Here is a 17,211-nt window from a genome sequence, read left to right as displayed (position 1 = left end):
CCGAAATTACGATAATCTCAAAATAACAGAAAAGCCGCCCGACACAGGCGACTTTTCTGTAATCTTATTGCGTTGACCATAGTTCGATCAATGCATTTGCATCTGCTTGGAGAATAACCTTAACGCTACTGTCTACATTTATTCCTAAAGATGGATTGTTAAGATGTTTCACGAAGTCCTGCATATGCTTTGCAGCCTGATCCCGCCGATTCTTAGTCAGTTGATGCTGCGCTTGACTAAGAGCATTGCTCAGTTGAGATGTTAATGCATTGTTAAGGAGCGGTTGATAGCGACTCAACAAATCATTCATAGCCTTTATGCTGGTTGTCACATTGAATTGGAAATTCTTTTGAAGCTTATTGCCAGCAAAATCTTCAATCACGATAGCTGCCGAATAGCTGTTAACCTTCCCTGTGAAATCGACGACGATGCTTGTTCCTTTAGCCAGATCTATCGCATATACAGCATCACTGACGCTGATGCTGGCGGAAGCTACACCTGATAGTTGATCAGATACCTGAATGGTTAAAGGCAGATTGTCGTCGAAGGAGTCCCCCTCGATTAATTCCTTCCCATTGATGACAAATTTTATGTCAGGTAGCGTTGTATCAACCTTTACAGTCTGCAGCTTGGCGTCCTCCACATTTCCCGCCTTATCTGCGGAACGATACTGTATGGTATAGGTTCCGTCATTGGGCAGCGCAAACGGTCCGTCATAATCCGTCCATTCTTCACTCTCACTGAGTTTGTACTGGGTCTTCTCTACGCCGGACATATCATCCGATGCGTGTAGTGTTACGATATCACTGTTGTTCCATCCATTATGAGAGGTTCCTGCCACGACAAGCTCGGTAACCGGCTTCGTTTGATCCAATAATAGCGAAACGGAATCAGACATGGATGATTCTGCAGATAAGCTTGTATGGCTGACCTTGTAGTAGTAGGTAACGGAAGGATCAATCCCGCTGTCCGTGAAGGATGTTAATTTCCCTTGATATATAGGCGAATAAGTTCCATCTGGGCGACTTGATCTGTAGAGCGTATAGGACGTAGCTCCTAAAGCTTTTTGCCAGGAGAGTGCGGCAGAATTGGAAGTTGTCGAATCTACCTTAAGCCCCCTCAAGGGATTATGAGTCTGGGAATCGTCAACAATCATCATCCAGTTGATCAATGGATCCTGCGACGCCGTATTTCTCACGGTTACGGTGAGCGTACCGTCCGTTACATTAACCGTATGGCCATAGACCGTATTGGATATAAACGTGATCGCATTCTTTTTAATCCCATTTATATATAAGTCCGCTTTTCTAGTTGTATTATTCCAAATATCATTAAAGCCCGTATACACGGTGTAGGTCCCATTCTTAACCGTAAACTTGTAAGTCAGGTCCGTACCTGCCGGAGAGTTGCTTACATTGCCGCCATTCAAATAGCGGAGTGTTGAAAACATATCGCCACTGGCCGAGCCTGCAGAATTAGAATTCGTTCCTACATAACCCCAAGGCACTGAATCAGCCGAATTATACGCTTGTTCAACAACATTATGATTCACAAGTGTGTCCTGCAGGTAGGATGTCATTAGGCTGTAATCACTTGTTGCATAACCGCCGCTGTTAACAGCATAGATGGTCTTATCAGGAACTGCGTAAATGTTAAAACGCAACATTTTATTGTTAAACTGCGGAAGTGTGGCCTGTAGTGTATAAACACCCGGAAGCGCAAATGTATTCGCCGTTATTGGCAGCGAGTTCACTGACCAAGTAACAGAAGTTGCCGTTGCTGCTGCCGCGCCACTTGGAATAACTTCAATTTGGCTGGGTAAATCCAATACGGTTCCGGTTGCTACAGCCTCAGGCAGTTGAAGGTTTGTGTCCATTTTCCCCATACTGTCTAATAATGCAGTAGACCAACTGCTGTGCCAGCGAATGGAAATATCCGTACCTTGACCAAATTCGATCGGCAGCCATACATATTTGGCCCCACCGTTCGTCGTAAATTGTCCGCCATTCCAATCATCCCCCACGTAGATAAATTTCCCTTTCGCTGGGTCAACAGGAATAACAGATGCTGTTTGAGATTTAAAAGCTGTCATAGGATCCGGATCCGATGATGATGTTCTGACAAATGGATTGACCGGAGCTGACCATGGCCCAAACATTTGATCGGCAACGCTGAATTTATTTTCGTTCGAAGACCACCCTGTCGCACCGGAGGTTAACATATAGTATTTTCCGTTATATTTGAATATGGCTGGAGCCTCACGCTGCGAACCTGGGAAAACTCTAACATAGTCTTGGCCGTAAACTGCCTTATAGCTTGTATCACGAACAGGTCGACCATTCGCATCGACATTGCCGTCCTTGTGCCAACCCACAACATCCGAATAATCATCCAACAGCTTGGAAATGTAGATAGTCAGATTCTCTTCGCTGGAATAGATGAGATAGGCCGTACCGTCGTCATCTTTAAACAAATTCATATCGCGTGCCATGCCTGGGTTGCCAGGCTGATAATCGATCTGACCCGGTGGAGCCTGATCCATACGGTAGCTCTTCTGGTAGATGAACGGACCCGTAGGCGAATCACTAATCGCATAACCCGCTTGCGCTTTTCCATAGTTGGCGTTGTTATTATAAGGGTCTTTATCTCCGTCAATATGAGCCCACATGACATATTTCTTTGTTTTATCATTATAAATCACTTTTGGTCTTTCAATGATTCGGCCTGTTCGGATATCAGCCCAGATATTTAACGTATCGGTCCGGCCGGCATAAAGTTTAGAGATGAACGGATCGTCTGTAAAATCGCTCATGGATTTCACCATCGTTAAGGCCATACCTTCGTCAGTCCAATTGTAAAGATCCGTGGAAGAGTAGACTCTCACCCCCGCCGAAGGCCACGCACCGATATGATATTCGCCATACCAGTAGTATTTTTTGGTTTTTTGATCATACATGAACCCTGGTCCATGTGCATCAATCGGATTGCCATTCGTGCTTGCCCATACCGTTCCAGGCGTAATTGCTGTTCTCACAGTGCCTACACCTAGAGGCTCGGAGGAAGATGAAGGAACCCCGTCGATAACCGCATTGATTTTATAAAAATAACCTGTACCTTGTGTTAATCCCGTATCTGTAAATTCCATATCCGTGCCGCTGTAAACCTGATTATAGGTACCGGCAGCGCTTGAGGACCTGCTAATCAGATAGGTTACTGACGTCCCCTGCACGTTGTCCCAAGTTAATTTCACGGATGTATCCGAAATTGAAGCAGCTGCAAAGCTGCCTGGAGCATCATACCGATAGGTAACAGCCTGTGCAGAAGCGGCTGCTGATTCCCCGATCGCATTGTAAGCTGTTATCTGATAATGATAGGTTGTGTTTGGTGTTAGTCCTGTGTCCGAGTAGCTTAACGCAGCTCCATCATACACAATGGTGAACGTATTCTCACCGGCTGATGAACGATATACCCTATAGCCGGTTGCTTTAGCAGCTGCTGTCCAGCTCAAATTGATTTTTGACGAGTTCACGGCAGCAGCCGTCTGCCCTGTAGGAGCCGAAGGCGGCGCGGGGGTCGTCCTTACACTTCGTTCAGACGACCATTGAGATTCCGTCAACCCTCCATATAAATAGGCGATTCTATAATAATAGGCTGTATCAAAGAGCAGCCCCGAATCTATATAGCTGTTAATCGGGCTGTTGGCAACAAACGTATAACCACTGCCTGATGTCGTTGAGCGGTAAATATTATAGCTTGTTGCTCCTTCAACCGGAGCCCAGCCTAATGAGATTGAGGAATTCGTCTGGGAGTCGGATTGAATGACCGAAGTATTGACTGGCGGCGCGTCTGTTACCTTAACATCATCTACATAAACGGACTGCCATTTATTTCGAATTCCTATTTTGCCATTCGTGAAGGTCGAATCTGTTTCGGTAAAAATAAGCTTATCTATTCCATTATTCACGATATAGCATCTAATGGAATTGCCGACCACTGCCATTTTTAACGTATACCATGCATTTTTGCTTAGTGCATAACTTTGACTTTTCATCACCGTGTCCGTACCGTTGACCCTTTTGGAAAGAACCAGAGTACTTGTTGTTTGCATTTGAAAATAATAAAAATTTCTATTGTCCTGAAATCGTGCCAGAATACCTGGAAAAGCCCCGCCTGCTCCTGTGTTGAAACGCATCGTAACGGTTGAATCCGCCCACGTAGAATCTCCTGCGGTTATGATCCCTTCACCGGTGTCCGTCTGATTCAATGCCTTATTACTGGCATCCGCTGGATCAGGGCTGACTTTCCACGTTCCGGAGGTTGGTGTCCAAACGGGATTAGCCGTATAATCCCCATCCGCAAAATCATCTTGGAGATAAATCGCAGTTGCCGCGGAGGCTGCTGAAACGGATGTGAATGGACAAAGAGATACTAACAATGTCGACAGCAATAAGCATGCTATTAGCTTGTACTTTTTATGTACCATTTTCCCTCTCCTTTGCTGAATTGAGTAGTAAGAGCAGCGTCCTCCATCTCTTCAAATTTTGTGCAGCGCCTTCATCACAGGTTATATTCTAGGGGACTAAGTGCTCGCAAGCATAGTCTACATTCAATAAAATACTGAATATTTCTGATTTCATGAAGTGAACAAATCATACATTTATGAACTACAATCGAGGCATGCCCTCATTTCCTTAAATGCTTTGAAATAAAAAATCCCCGAATGACGGGGATCTGTAGACATTTATGTTGGTGTCGCCGGCTATCTTTGGCTTTCTACCGCAGAAGCTGCCGCGGCACACTGCGATCATTTATGATTTCTCCGGAATTGTTCCATGAGGAAGGTGAAGTAGATCTTCACTAATGCTCCATAGCTGTGCAGCCATGACAGGATCGATGGCCCACGAACGGCCCCCCTGATTGCGCGGTTATAAGACTGTCGCCAAGAGCTCGGATGAGCTTCGCCTTATGATTCAAGACTTGCTTCGAATTGTCTTTTCCGGCTAATAGAAATTACGAAGTCCTTGTATGTTAACGAAATCAGGGAGCAGCCTGCCGTGAGGCGAGCTGCTCCCTGATTATTCGTCCTACGTTATTCACGAATGATATTTCAAAATCCATTTCACCGCATCATTAATATTCTCTGCTATATACTCTGGTTCGGTTTCTTTCCATTTGAATCGATAGTCCTGAAGGGATCCTTCTCCCCAGCCAGTTTTAACCAATATTTTCATTGCCCCAACAGCATTTGCGGCTAACATATCCGTATCGCCGACATCCCCTATCACAGCACATTACTTCAAATCAAGCCTTTCTGTGAATTGATTTCGAAAATCATCAAAACTTGCCTGCCCCCGGGAAATCCGGTGTTGATTTGTAAATGCAAATACCTTGAGACCAGCTGCTTTCAGATCATTTATTGCTTCTAGAGCTCCCTGGTATAGAGAAAAATCATTAGGATGAATAAAATGTCCTGTACCGCCGATTGTCCCGTCACCCAGACTTTGTTTAGCCTAATGGTTCGCCGTGGAAGATATGAAAATGTAAATGTTTGGAGTCTTGGTACTTTCCTAAATTCGTCAATACTCTACATGCCCCATATTCGGACTGTACTTGTGATGCCACTTTTTTAACAACGTCCATCAGCTCAATGAAGAGTTCATTGTCGTGTTTTTCTAATGTCAGCAGTGACGAGATGTGCTTCTTGGGAATCGCAACAATGTGAACGGGATAAAAAGGGCGAGTATGATGATAGGCAAGAACGTTATCCGTCTCAAATACTTTATTTACGGAAGTACGACCACTTAAAACCTCGTCACAATAAAAATCCTCAGACAATACCATCCCTCCCTATCTTGTTTCTCTAATTTTAGCATAAGAACCCTATCTTAGGGACGAGATTTATCGTAGTGCATTGAAGGATCCTGCCATTAGCGTAATGAGGCCCGACAATTATCTGCAGTTTCGCCGATCATAGGAAAAAACGATCATCGCCGCTCCCATCGCGGCACAAACCATATACATAAATGAATAAGAAGTAACATCCGCAATCGGCCCCATGATAACTCCACCTAAAGACAATCCTAAATCAGCCATAGCAATGAATAAACCAAGGAGCACATTGCGGCTCGTCTGCGGCAAAACAAAACTTAAATATGTCGTTTATAAGGCCGTTGAACTTCCTTGCAGGATGCGCGCGACCAGAAAGCCGCCCAAGCCGCTAAACGGATACAAGAGCAGCGCACATTCGTTCATAACCAGGATTATGCGTAATATTTTTATCGGACCATGCCGTTTGATGATCTCGCCTGCCCATGGGCGAAATATCATAGCCGTACACATATACGCCTCCATGACCAACCCAATCGTTGTGTTGCTGGCTCCAAGCGATCCCCCGCGTAAAGGGATAATGACATTCAGGATGGAATTGGCGCTGAAGAAGAGAAGAGCGAGCAAATATAAACGCAGAAAAGGCCAGGACAACGCTCCGATCAAAATTTCTTCCTCCAACCTTACAACGTGATTTGCATTTGCAGTAATTGCCTTGCGTATTCGGACTGAACATGTTTTAGCTGTTCGACAGGAACGATTTCTTCCACTTGCCCATTCCTGAAAAAGATCACCCTGTCACAAAGATAGGCGGCAGCCTGAATGTCATGCGTGATAAAAATATAGCTCATGCCGTATGCCGCCTTTAAATCTTGCAGCAGATCGAGCACTTACGCCTGGACCGATACGTCGAGAGAGCTGATGGCTTCATCCAGCACGATACATTGGGGTTCCGTTGCGATAGCCCGGGCGATGCACACGCACTGTGCCTCTCCCCCCGATAGCTCATGCGGGAATTTATGACGATAGGAAGGGTTCAGCCCCACTCCGGCTATCAGCCGCCCTAGCGTCGATTTGCCGCTTCCACTTTCCCCGATAATTCCCAGACATTCGCCATACCCACAGGTAAAACGGACATCCTTCAGGATCTGCAGCTTTTCTTTGGAAAACAATCCGTTCTTGCGATAAGATTTCTCAAACCCGTCAACGACTAGCAAGCAATCTCCTCTCCTCCATGATCTTTTTGAACGGGGAGCTCAGCGCTAATCGGGAGGATACCAGATGTTGGGTATATGGATGCTGAGCGTCTGTAAAAATCTGGACGACTTCATATTGAGAGATGGCATCAAGCGCTGTAGTCGGCTCGTCAGCAATGATAATCTCAGTTACTTCTGTGATTTGTGATTATGTGTAGTTTCATCACTTCGATAAATTTCCGTTCGTATGTATGTAAGAACTTACGATTTCTCCACTTCTGTGAATGGGAACTGATTTTACAATGGGCTGAGCCCCCCTGACTTATATAAGTGAGAATGAAAGTCTGCTGATAAATAGTTATTCACCTCCACCTTAGCGGTAATTATTACGATTATAAAATTCGTTAACACACAGGAAGCAGATCGCAGAAGCAGTTCAATCATCGCTTTACGATGTCCCGATAAATACAAACGATGCTCGGTTAATTTATTCAACCGCGAACTTAAGCTGCTTCTTCATGTATGCCGGATTATAAGCATTATAGGCATTTACAATCGTATCATAACTCATCTTGCAATCCTGAATGAGCGTCGTTCGCTTCGCTTTTAGAATAATTTGTTCAATCTCAGCATAACTGGAACCTTGGAGGAGAGGTATGGAGGTTTCGATCAATTCGAGATTCTCAGCTGAATCGCCAAGCAGCTTTGCCAAAAAGAGATGTAACTCCTTTGCTTTTGGCGGTTCATATGTCATTCGGGTATCAAACCTTCGCCAAATCGCATAATCTAATTCTTCCTGCAGGTTTGTAGCGGCAAGGAAGATGCTGTCCCCGTTAAACTCATCCAGACATTGCAGCAAGGTATTGACGACTCTCGCCATTTCCTTCACTTCATCAATGGAATCCCTTGCACGTGCAAGGGCATCGAACTCATCAAAGAAGAGAACGCAATTAGCCAGTTTGGCATATTCAAAAATTTTGCGAATGTTGGAACCTGTTTCTCCAAGATGGCTATGGATAATGGCATCCAGCCGAACGATGATGAGTGGGAGATCCAAACGGTGAGCCAGGTAGTAGGCTGTGAGCGTCTTGCCTGTACCTGGCGTTCCAAACATGACGACTTTATTGGGCAATGGGACCTCGGCTTCTTCAAACTTCGGCTTCATCCCTTGAATAGCAATAAATTCTTCTATGATCTGCCGATTGTTGTCAGGAAGCACAAAATGTTTTATCTTTTCTTTACATGCTTCAGAAGTGTATACGGAGGCTGTCTCAATTCCTTTCGATTTTGGCAGCCGAATATTCTTTTTTGTAGTCAAACCGTTATCGCCTCGCTTCACGCTGTTGGGTTTAGATTCATTCACTGACTCCTGCAAACGGAAAATCTTCCGCACACGCCTGGATCAGCCGGCAGAACGTGCGGTTATGGCCGATATAGAAAGAGGACAGATCATATCGGTTTCTTTCGGGTTCAAAGGAGACCAGAATGCGGTGTTTCATTCGCTTCATGGCAGCTTGGATAAAGGCAAGAGAACGATCGCTGCCATGTAAGGTCATATACGCATACAAAGAATGATCTTCCGGTTCATCAAGAGGACTCACTCCAGCACAAGAGTATTCCGTGACAATTCCCTTCCGGTTTAGAAGAGTCAAAGCGTGGACCAATTCTTCGTCCACATACGAATTTTCGAATGCAGCGATACGTTTTGGCCTCTTACAATTTTTATCCCGTGCCATCCATTGCAACAATTCCTCCCCGCGGCGGTGCCACCGTGTTTTGGTATGTTGGCTAATTGTGATTTCTTTAGGATCAGGAACAGAAGCGCGCATACCTATCTACCTGCCTCTTTGTTGAATTGGCCCCCTGCGCTTATACCCAGGGGGCTGTGTTTTATCTGGTTTCACGGTGAAGCGTCACCCGCTTGAGGCGGGGGCAATATTTCTTGAACTCCAACCGCTCAGGGTTGTTTTTCTTATTCTTCGTCGTTGTGTAGTTCCGATCTCCGGTTTCTGTGCAGGCTAATGTAATGACAACTCGCAAAGTAATCACCTCCCTTGTAAGCAACTCACGTCTTGGTAGATCCATTGAATAAATAGTAATTATTACGATTTACATGAAGTAATATAACCTTTCCCTTTCTTTGTGTCAACAAAATCAAATAATTTGCATAGCCAATTCAAATAGCCCTCAGATGAGGGCTCCTATTTCATCTTTCGCTGCAACGATTGTCTATTTCCAGGAGGAGCAAATGTTGGTCAGCTTAATTGGTTACTTGCTTATCGCGGTATGCCTTCTTTACCCTTTCAATTTGAGCAAGGTGGTTGCGGACATGTTCGATGCGGTATACCATTAATTGCTTAAATGTGAACCGTCCATGGTCGGCATACACTCCCACTCGCTCGCTTTGTTCAGTAGTTAGATTATCTAGAATTGTCTGCATACTGGAACGCAGCAATTTGAACAGAAGTAGATACTGCTCACGGTCTAATAATTCATACCCCAAGTTATTCGCCCATGCGTCTTGATCAAATGAAATCAGAGTCGGTTCATCTTCCGCCAAAACTTTTTTTAGTCTAGATGTGGACGAAATCTCTGAATCTGTCACATGAATGAGGATTTGATGAATACTCCATTTGTCCGGAGCAGGCTTGAAGCGGAACTCCTCCTCTGACAATCCTTCGATAGCTTCCCGAAGCATTGTGTATCCTAAGGCATACTCCTTAATTAGTTCCTCCACTTCAATCCCCCTCCTGTTTTAATGTAACCCGCAGACTGCAACTAAACTCCCGTTACTCAATGTACAACGGGCAGCCGAATCTCCGTTAATTGAATCCCCCGGTTGAATGGAGCACTTGGCCAGTTATCCACTCTGATTCATCGGAGGCTAAGAATGCAACCAGACGAGCAGCATCTTTGGGCAAACCGACTCTACCGGCTATAAAATGAGTTGAAAGCTGATTCCGAAGTTCCGCGGTCATCCAACCGGTGTCAGTCGGGCCAGGATTCACTGCATTTACTGTAATTCCTTTAGGTCCAGCCTCTGCAGCAAACGTGCGTGTAAAGGAATCAACAGCTCCTTTCGTCGCGGCATAAGAGATTTCACCGGCCATGGGACCAAGGGATTGACCTGATGTCATATTAATAATCCGGCCACCGGTCTGTTGTCTGTATCGTTTGGTGAATTCAACACTAAGTAAAACTACCGCCCTAACATTAATTGCATAGTGAGCATCTAAGGACTCCGATGTAATCGTAGTTAGATCATCATTTACCGAGTAGCAAGCATTGTTTACAAGAATGGAAGGCTCCCCTAACCTCTGATTGACACAATTCATTAACTCTACAGTGTTCTCAGGTAAGGATAGGTCCAATTTAAGGTGTTCGCAGCGGACGCCGACGGAGCGAATTTCCTCCTGAAGCGTTTCTGATTCTGCAGCATTACTGCCCCAAGGCATTTGCTGATCATAGTTATCCCAATGTGTAAAAAATATATCCGCACCTTGACTGGCCAACTCTTTGCACACGGCTGCCCCGATTCCTGCTCTACGACCTGCGCCCGTAACAAGCGCGATTCGACCTGTTAATTTGCCGGTATTATTCATGACTTTTTATTCACACCCTGTGCTATTTAGTTAATCTTTCAGAGCATAATCCACGGCATATTCAGCATGGATTTTCGTTGTATCGAATATAGGCACCTTGCAATCCAGTTGAGAGATTAATAAGGTGATCTCTGTGCAGCCAAGGATGACGGCTTCCGCCCCATCTTGGACTAATTTATTAATTATCTCTATAAAAGACTGTTTCGAATGTTCATTTATTATTCCGAGACAAAGCTCCTGATAAATGACATTATGTACAATCTTCCTGGATGCTTCATCAGGAATGATAACTTGAAGTCCGAATTTATTATGAAGTCTACCCTTGTAAAACTCTTGTTCCATCGTAAATGAGGTTCCGAGCAAAGCGATTGTTTTAATTCCAGATTTAACAATCTCCAATCCCGTTGCATCAGCTATATGTAGTACTGGTATTGAGACCGCTTCTTCTACTTCATTTGCCATTATGTGCATCGTATTCGTGCATATGACAATGAAATCTGAACCACCAGATTCAAGCTTCTGTGCTGAATCAATCATGATTTTTGTGGCTTCATCCCATTTCTCTTCATGTTGAAGAGTCTTGATCTCGTGGAAATCCACCGAATACATAAGACTTTTTGCGGAATGATGTCCGCCTAATATCTCTTTCACACGTTGATTGATGATTCGGTAATAAAGCAAGGATGACTCCCAACTCATTCCGCCAATTAGGCCAATTGTTTTTATAGCTAAACACCTCAGATTAAATATTTAATAAATAATAACAGCGTTCGTAGTATGAATGGCTGTACAAACCCTTGATATCATCATACCATATATTGGGACTAAGTAGCCCATGATTTAACTGAAGGAGATGAATAAAGGTGAAGAATAGATTCGATTCCCTCAGATCGTTAAATCATTTTCTGATTTTATATTTATAACTTCCTGTAAAAGTCTTTGGAGAACAGCAGCAAAAATAGCGATCACCATAGAAGCGACAATAATGACCCATCCGGTGACTGTGATAATTGGAGGGTCCACTCTCCTCGCCATGAGATAGTAGAGCGGCATCCCTAGCAAGTACAAGGTACTGATTGTGATGGCGCAGTATTTTATATTCTTCAAAGCCTTTACGGACAATTCCGAGAACGCTTGGTTCTTATCAATATAACTTACAAGTTTAAAAGCTTGATACAGCGCAAAGTAAAATGGTATGGCTGCCGCGTACATATCGATTAATACGAGAGATTTCAAATAAGCAATACTTGGATATAATTCTCCAGCAAAATTCCCGATTTTAGGAACTATAAATATGCACAAAGCAAGAATTGGGATTCCAATTAGAATAACTGACATCTTCAAAAAGTAAGTTGTTCCCCGTTTCATTAAGAGCACCTCGCTAAGTAATTTATAAAATGACTTTAACACAACATTTATCGTTTAACAATAAATTTGTATTGTTTATGATTAATTTATTATTGTTAAGGAAATAATCCCAAAAACAAAAAAAAGCATTTCTCATGACGAAGAAATGCTCTTACTAACAATGCGTATGCATCTGATCCTAGGAAGGATCCTCATCCAAATCGACGGCCGAATCAAATACATTGTCTTGCGGCACATTCGTAAGATCTAGCTTTTGCTTAACCTGATCACCGATATTTTCATACCAAGCTTCAAAGGAGTCATCTAGTTGCTCCTCTCGATTACGATCTTCGTTCGCATCCGAATCCACTTCAACTTTACTACCTAATTTCCCATCGTTGTCTCTAGGTTGGGGCACCGGTTAATTCAACTCCTTCGTATTGGAATTGAATTAAAATGCCCTGTAAGAATCCATTTTATGTATGGGCCTTTTACCGTGTAAAAGTGCTCAGAGCACTCGGTGAATCCCCAGACAATTCCATTTAGAAACTTCTCGATATGGATTAAAAGAATTCTCTTAAAAAACTGCTTATAGCACGATTCAGTCCGGTTTTTTTGGCTGCTTTCCGTGTTGAATTTTTCTTTGGTTGCACCTTTTTCCTTACAGGCTTAGTCGTTTGATTTTTAATAGTTTCGTTTACTGGGTTCACTGTTACTTCTTTTTTGCTTTTTTTATTCATTGAACGATTAAGATCCCAACTAGCCTCTCCATCTTGAAGCGTTTTTCGGATAATATAACCGCCATTTTCAAGCTCGGTGAGGCACATCTTAATTGAACGTTCACTATCGACTTGATTCATTTTCTTAATCATGCTTATGGTCAAATCCTGTTCTTCGATTAAGAAAATCATATTGAAATAAAGTCCCTTGGCTTTAAGTGAAAGTTTAGTATCTTTTAATATCGCATTTGTTAATAAAAGAATTCCCGCATTTTCATTCTCGCCCATATGCTCTCCCTCCATCTAAACGCTAACAACTTGATTTTACGGAAGCCCGCTTAATGAAAGAAAAGACCAATCCATGATTTGACTGGTCTCTTCTCCAATATGTTTATAAATATGAAATTCAGTGTGTTAGTTGTTAATATACCGTTCGAAGATGTACCCGAAATCCTTAATCTTTAACTCGGAGTGCTTCCCCTTCAACCAATTGTAGGTGGATTCATTGATAGCATCGAATTGGGCGGCTGGGGATGTAGTTTGTGTTGTGAGGCGACCTGTCGCTTCCTTAGCAATCCCTATGCTTTGCTTCGCATATTCGAACAGTTCATCGTTATGTGCTACCGTCTCGGAGATATTAATTAATGCTTTGTACAAGTCTTTGATCTGCTCAATTTGCTTCTTGTCCACATCAATTGAGAAGTTTACGTTACCAATAACAAATTTGATCTCAACGTCCAGATCGATCGTTCCTGCAGTTTCCAGATACACATTGGCAATTGCATTTGTATGGTAACTGTAACGCTTGAGCATACGCTTACTGCTAATAGCACTATCCCCATCTAGGTGAATTAGGGCAAGGTTGGTGAAGCAGTATTCGTCCTTCTTCGATTTGATGATGAAGAAAATTTTCTCCCCGTCTTCATGCATGACATAATCATCAGAATCTACTTTGTCAAAATCAGTCGGACTGATTACCTTACCGATATCACTTAACCCTAAAGCATCTGCCGCAAGCTTCTTAAACAATGAAATCATCCTCTCCTATTCGACTCATAATTTCAGTATAGCACGGCAACTTTTTCTTCAAAAGTATGAATTAAGATAATGGATTTAAATGAATAGAAACAAGCCGACACCGGTCGAGACCCGGTGCCGGCTTGTTTCCTATGGCATTGTTATCTTTTGATACAAATCCTGAATCATATAATAGGACTTTTTGAGTCGCTCATGATAATCCAGTGTCTCCCATTTATCCCATTGATAGTTGAACATGTCTGCGGATTGAAGCACATTACCGTTCAAAGCTGGCATTGAGTACGAAATGTGCTGGCTTCCTGGAGCGTCTCCGTTAGGCTGCGAATCGGGCTTGTACGTAACCGCCGCGATCTTAATGCCCGGCATTTGCTCCGTTGCTTGAAGCCCCTTCTGCCACAGATCACCCATCATTTCTCGGGTACTCGGATCCTTCACATTCAACAGCTGCCACGGAATCCTCACCTCGACGACATGCGCCTTGTCATCGTAAGCCACATCGGCAAGCGAATCAAAGCTTGGACTGTCCGGATTCCCGTTCCCGTAGCGCAATAGCCCGGTTTCATAGGTTTCAAGCGGCAGCTGCAACGTTAAACCGCGAACATTCGGAACTTCCATCTCTTTGTTCAACACAAGCGTCATTTTGTGGAAGATGCTATTGTCCTTTTGATTGGCATAATCCAGCCACGGCATCATCTTCAGCACACCGCCGTACTGATAATACGTAGAATCGTAATAGCTGTCGACCCAAATACGCGATTGCTTCGGCCCTTTCAGATCAATGATGAAGTCGATTCCGGCATCCGTCGTCAGGCCGCTTCCGCCCGGAATCCGATGCTGGCCTTGGTTCGGAATCGTATCAAGCAATATCGAAGCCCCTGTCTTTGACCAGTCCAAGGGCCCGCCGTTTTGTCCGAAATCAATTCGGAAGTACACGTTGCGCGCATCGCTGGATACGAACATTTGCTTGATTTCCCTTTGCGGATCGTCACCGTCCAAGGCTTGGGCGGCGGCACCCTTCATAGGCACAGGAGTAAGCTTCTCCTTCGTCCAATCGTTAATATCGCCATCCACATACAATCCCTGTTGCGGTTCTCCTGGCTCAAAGGCCATCAATCCGAAATATTGCTCGCTAGTTTGGACATTTGACCAGAACGGCCTGCGATCCGGATTATCCAAATCCATCGTATTCCATGTCCGCTTAAACCATTCGTCCTGCCAAGTAAAGACTAGGCCTCCGGCCATGCCCTCTTTCGTGATTTCCTCGAACATCCGGCCATCGATAGCGCCTTGCTCCTGTTCGTTATGAGCACCCTGGTTCCATCCCCGCACATTGCGGTGTGTCATTCCACGTGAGGCAGGAACCCCGAATTCGGCAACGAGCACAGGCATGCGGTGCATCTGCTTCAGATCGTGCAGGTAGCCCGCGTAGCTGTTCTTTTCCCCGCGGAAATCAACATAATCGGTATACTTCGTCTCATAATTCATAAAGTCCGGGTAATAAGGGTACACATGATACGATGCGAAATAGCCAGCCTGAAATGTCGGTTTCGTCCAAATGACGTTCGGATTGACCGAAACCATATCTTCTTCCATCAGCGGTTCGGATGGATGCTCGATCATATCGGTAGTAGGCCAATTCGTAAAGCTGGTCGGCCGCTGCCAATGATAGTGATCCGACTCGTATACGGAGATTTCATCCATCGTCGAGGCCAACCATGCTTCGAAGGGAGAAGCCTGCTCTGTTCGGAAGTAGCGCCCATTGAAATCCGGCATCCCTTGGTGCTTCTGGTTCGTTTCGACAACGATCTTCGGATCCCACTCAATACCTAGTACCCAACCCAGTACGTACTTCGAGATATCGGCCCTGTAGGTCCCCGAAGCATGCCCCGGATTGGCCGGCAAATCGGCATGGCCGTGAATCACATCGACGGTCCGCTGCATCTCTTCAACATACTCCGTCCAAAGCTCTTTGGTATAGACGTCTTTCGATGAGAGAAGCTTCTCTTCATTAATCCATACGCCATGTAATAAATAAAGCGGTTTGGAAGCTTTGTTGTTATATTCGAGAAGCGCCTCATAGAAAGCCGGAGGGTGCAAGGTGTACGTACGAATGACATTGGCATTCATAGCTCCTATGTACTTGAACCATCGCAAATATTCCGCCTTCGTAATCGAGGCTTCTCCCGGATATTTTCCAGGCTTCCCCATACCGATGTTGACGCCTTTGACGAGCATGTCGCTCCAGCTGTCGTTCTGATACAACTGCAAATATTGGCTGCCTACTTTGGCCGGAATCGTGATACCATCCGTCGTAACGGCATGAGTATTAGCTGGAATGACTGTCGGCTGCTGCTTCTTCTGCGCCGTTTCCTCCAATATCCGCTTCAGAAGCGGCCGATAAGCCTTCCAGTAAAAGCTCTGCTGATTTTTACCGGAATCCCAAGCGAAGGCGGCAAACAGCTGATCCAGCCATTGGTACTGGTAAAAATCAGGGGCTTCGAGATGATCGGCATAATCCCCCGCCAAATAATAGGAGGTATACGTACCCGTATCATTTTTGACGACGGCCGGGAATGTTGAAGGGATGCCTAGCGTCTTCAGCTTCTTCTCGCCGGCCTCAGTCAAGTCAAGGTCGTAATTCGCCAGAATGCCTTCCTTGTCCTCTGCCTCGATGACATCGAACCAGTAATTGTACCGGGTTTCAACCGTCTTGCCGACAAAGGCTTTCCCCTTCTCCGTCAAAGAGAATACATTGCCCCGCTTTCCGGATTCTTTCCCTTCCTCCAGCACAGCTACCTGGTCATCATCCTTAACGAAGAGGAAGCCTGGGCCTTGGAAGGTCCATTTTTGCCCGGTTTGCTTCTCATAATTGCTCTTTGCCCAATCCGGAAGCTCCCCTCCGCCTGCCAAATCGGGAAAATAACGGCCGATCCAGCCCGACCAGCGGACTCCCATGATTTCATACAGCGCTTGTTTGGCCGCATTGTCGGTCGGACTCCCGAACGTGTTAAATTCGGCGATCAGAGAGGTTCCTTTATAGATCGCATTCTTGATTTGCTCGATATCGGAGAGCTGCAGTCCACCATAAATTTTATCCGATCGGTTACCGCGCATCGCCATTTGCGTCATATCATCTTTGTACACGCCATACGTATCTGCAATATAGACCAGATCGTAGTCTTCGGACAGCTTCAGGTCGCGAACGGCATTGGAACCCTCCGCACCAGGAACGTAGCCGAAATAATCGTTCGCGATGGAATAAGCCGTTCGATCATTTTGGACATATTTGAAATAATTGAGAAGCCACATTAGACCCTTATGCTCCCGGTACGTTGTGTCGGGAACTGTTTTATCTAGAATAGCCACATTCAGGACTTGGCTTGACTTCCATTTCCAAGCCGCCATTGGGGTGGCTGCCGCCGCGATGATAATGAACAACACCACCACCCACTGAGTCCAGGACCGCTTCATCGTTGTACCCCC

General features: G+C 44.8%; 15 protein-coding genes and 3 pseudogenes. All 18 read right to left on the bottom strand.

The features are described from left to right. Nucleotides 1–64: 64 nt before the first annotated feature. Entirely contained in the window at nucleotides 65–4,483 is a 4,419-nt protein-coding gene (locus tag J2X61_RS05535) for an OmpL47-type beta-barrel domain-containing protein (protein ID WP_310186485.1), read from the bottom strand. Nucleotides 4,484–5,093: 610 nt separating this feature from the next. Then, a complete protein-coding gene (locus J2X61_RS05530) occupies nucleotides 5,094–5,285 on the bottom strand; it encodes an HAD hydrolase-like protein (RefSeq protein ID WP_310186482.1) in 192 nt (63 codons plus the stop codon). Between the two features lie 220 nt (nucleotides 5,286–5,505). Beyond that, nucleotides 5,506–5,841 (bottom strand): HIT domain-containing protein, encoded by a 336-nt coding sequence (locus J2X61_RS05525; protein ID WP_310186479.1) that lies wholly within the window; start codon nucleotides 5,839–5,841, stop codon nucleotides 5,506–5,508. Nucleotides 5,842–5,949: 108 nt separating this feature from the next. After that, entirely contained in the window at nucleotides 5,950–6,093 is a 144-nt protein-coding gene (locus tag J2X61_RS05520; RefSeq protein WP_310186477.1) for a hypothetical protein, read from the bottom strand. 72 nt (nucleotides 6,094–6,165) lie between these two features. Next, a pseudogene (locus tag J2X61_RS05515) lies at nucleotides 6,166–6,492 on the bottom strand (MFS transporter); the annotation flags it as partial. A 17-nt stretch (nucleotides 6,493–6,509) separates the two neighbouring features. Continuing rightward, nucleotides 6,510–7,043: pseudogene (locus tag J2X61_RS05510) on the bottom strand (ABC transporter ATP-binding protein). Then, nucleotides 7,030–7,209: pseudogene (locus J2X61_RS36300) on the bottom strand (hypothetical protein); the annotation flags it as partial. The pseudogenes J2X61_RS36300 and J2X61_RS05510, both read right to left, overlap by 14 nt. Nucleotides 7,210–7,509: 300 nt before the next feature. Continuing rightward, nucleotides 7,510–8,385: an AAA family ATPase gene (locus tag J2X61_RS05505; RefSeq protein ID WP_274469066.1), complete on the bottom strand. Its 876-nt coding sequence runs from the start codon at nucleotides 8,383–8,385 to the stop codon at nucleotides 7,510–7,512. Beyond that, nucleotides 8,378–8,851, bottom strand: a complete 474-nt coding sequence (locus J2X61_RS05500) for a hypothetical protein (RefSeq protein ID WP_274469065.1) — start codon at nucleotides 8,849–8,851, stop codon at nucleotides 8,378–8,380. Before J2X61_RS05500 ends, J2X61_RS05505 begins: the two co-directional genes overlap by 8 nt. A gap of 61 nt (nucleotides 8,852–8,912) precedes the next feature. Further along, nucleotides 8,913–9,062: a 50S ribosomal protein L33 gene (gene rpmG / locus J2X61_RS05495; RefSeq protein WP_274469064.1), complete on the bottom strand. Its 150-nt coding sequence runs from the start codon at nucleotides 9,060–9,062 to the stop codon at nucleotides 8,913–8,915. Nucleotides 9,063–9,282: 220 nt separating this feature from the next. Continuing rightward, complete coding sequence (locus J2X61_RS05490) at nucleotides 9,283–9,759, bottom strand: DinB family protein (protein WP_274469063.1); 477 nt, start codon at nucleotides 9,757–9,759, stop codon at nucleotides 9,283–9,285. Between the two features lie 85 nt (nucleotides 9,760–9,844). Then, a complete protein-coding gene (locus J2X61_RS05485; protein WP_310186472.1) occupies nucleotides 9,845–10,624 on the bottom strand; it encodes an SDR family oxidoreductase in 780 nt (259 codons plus the stop codon). Nucleotides 10,625–10,654: 30 nt separating this feature from the next. After that, the gene (locus tag J2X61_RS05480; protein ID WP_310186757.1) at nucleotides 10,655–11,350 is read right to left on the bottom strand and encodes an aspartate/glutamate racemase family protein; all 696 of its coding nucleotides are present in this window, start codon (nucleotides 11,348–11,350) and stop codon (nucleotides 10,655–10,657) included. Nucleotides 11,351–11,509: 159 nt separating this feature from the next. Then, on the bottom strand, nucleotides 11,510–11,992 hold the full coding sequence (locus J2X61_RS05475; RefSeq protein WP_310186470.1) for a DUF2975 domain-containing protein: 483 nt from the start codon (nucleotides 11,990–11,992) through the stop codon (nucleotides 11,510–11,512). 178 nt (nucleotides 11,993–12,170) lie between these two features. After that, complete coding sequence (locus tag J2X61_RS05470; protein WP_310186467.1) at nucleotides 12,171–12,389, bottom strand: hypothetical protein; 219 nt, start codon at nucleotides 12,387–12,389, stop codon at nucleotides 12,171–12,173. A gap of 145 nt (nucleotides 12,390–12,534) precedes the next feature. Next, nucleotides 12,535–12,978: a hypothetical protein gene (locus tag J2X61_RS05465; RefSeq protein ID WP_310186464.1), complete on the bottom strand. Its 444-nt coding sequence runs from the start codon at nucleotides 12,976–12,978 to the stop codon at nucleotides 12,535–12,537. A gap of 126 nt (nucleotides 12,979–13,104) precedes the next feature. Continuing rightward, entirely contained in the window at nucleotides 13,105–13,719 is a 615-nt protein-coding gene (locus J2X61_RS05460; protein WP_274469058.1) for a PH domain-containing protein, read from the bottom strand. A gap of 138 nt (nucleotides 13,720–13,857) precedes the next feature. Further along, complete coding sequence (locus J2X61_RS05455) at nucleotides 13,858–17,199, bottom strand: hypothetical protein (RefSeq protein ID WP_310186461.1); 3,342 nt, start codon at nucleotides 17,197–17,199, stop codon at nucleotides 13,858–13,860. Nucleotides 17,200–17,211: the final 12 nt, after the last annotated feature.

The sequence above is a fragment of the Bacillus sp. 3255 genome (assembly GCF_031456485.1).
In the GTDB taxonomy this organism is placed as follows: domain Bacteria; phylum Bacillota; class Bacilli; order Paenibacillales; family NBRC-103111; genus Paenibacillus_E.
This window is presented reverse-complemented; position numbering and strand designations above follow the sequence as displayed.

Coding starts and splice junctions, on each gene's coding strand:
- J2X61_RS05535 (WP_310186485.1), bottom strand. CDS start 4,483: ATGGTACATAAAAAGTACAAGCTAATAGCATGCTTATTGCTGTCGACA.
- J2X61_RS05525 (WP_310186479.1), bottom strand. CDS start 5,841: ATGGTATTGTCTGAGGATTTTTATTGTGACGAGGTTTTAAGTGGTCGT.
- J2X61_RS05520 (WP_310186477.1), bottom strand. CDS start 6,093: ATGGCTGATTTAGGATTGTCTTTAGGTGGAGTTATCATGGGGCCGATT.
- J2X61_RS05500 (WP_274469065.1), bottom strand. CDS start 8,851: ATGCGCGCTTCTGTTCCTGATCCTAAAGAAATCACAATTAGCCAACAT.
- J2X61_RS05485 (WP_310186472.1), bottom strand. CDS start 10,624: ATGAATAATACCGGCAAATTAACAGGTCGAATCGCGCTTGTTACGGGC.
- J2X61_RS05475 (WP_310186470.1), bottom strand. CDS start 11,992: ATGAAACGGGGAACAACTTACTTTTTGAAGATGTCAGTTATTCTAATT.
- J2X61_RS05465 (WP_310186464.1), bottom strand. CDS start 12,978: ATGGGCGAGAATGAAAATGCGGGAATTCTTTTATTAACAAATGCGATA.
- J2X61_RS05455 (WP_310186461.1), bottom strand. CDS start 17,199: ATGAAGCGGTCCTGGACTCAGTGGGTGGTGGTGTTGTTCATTATCATC.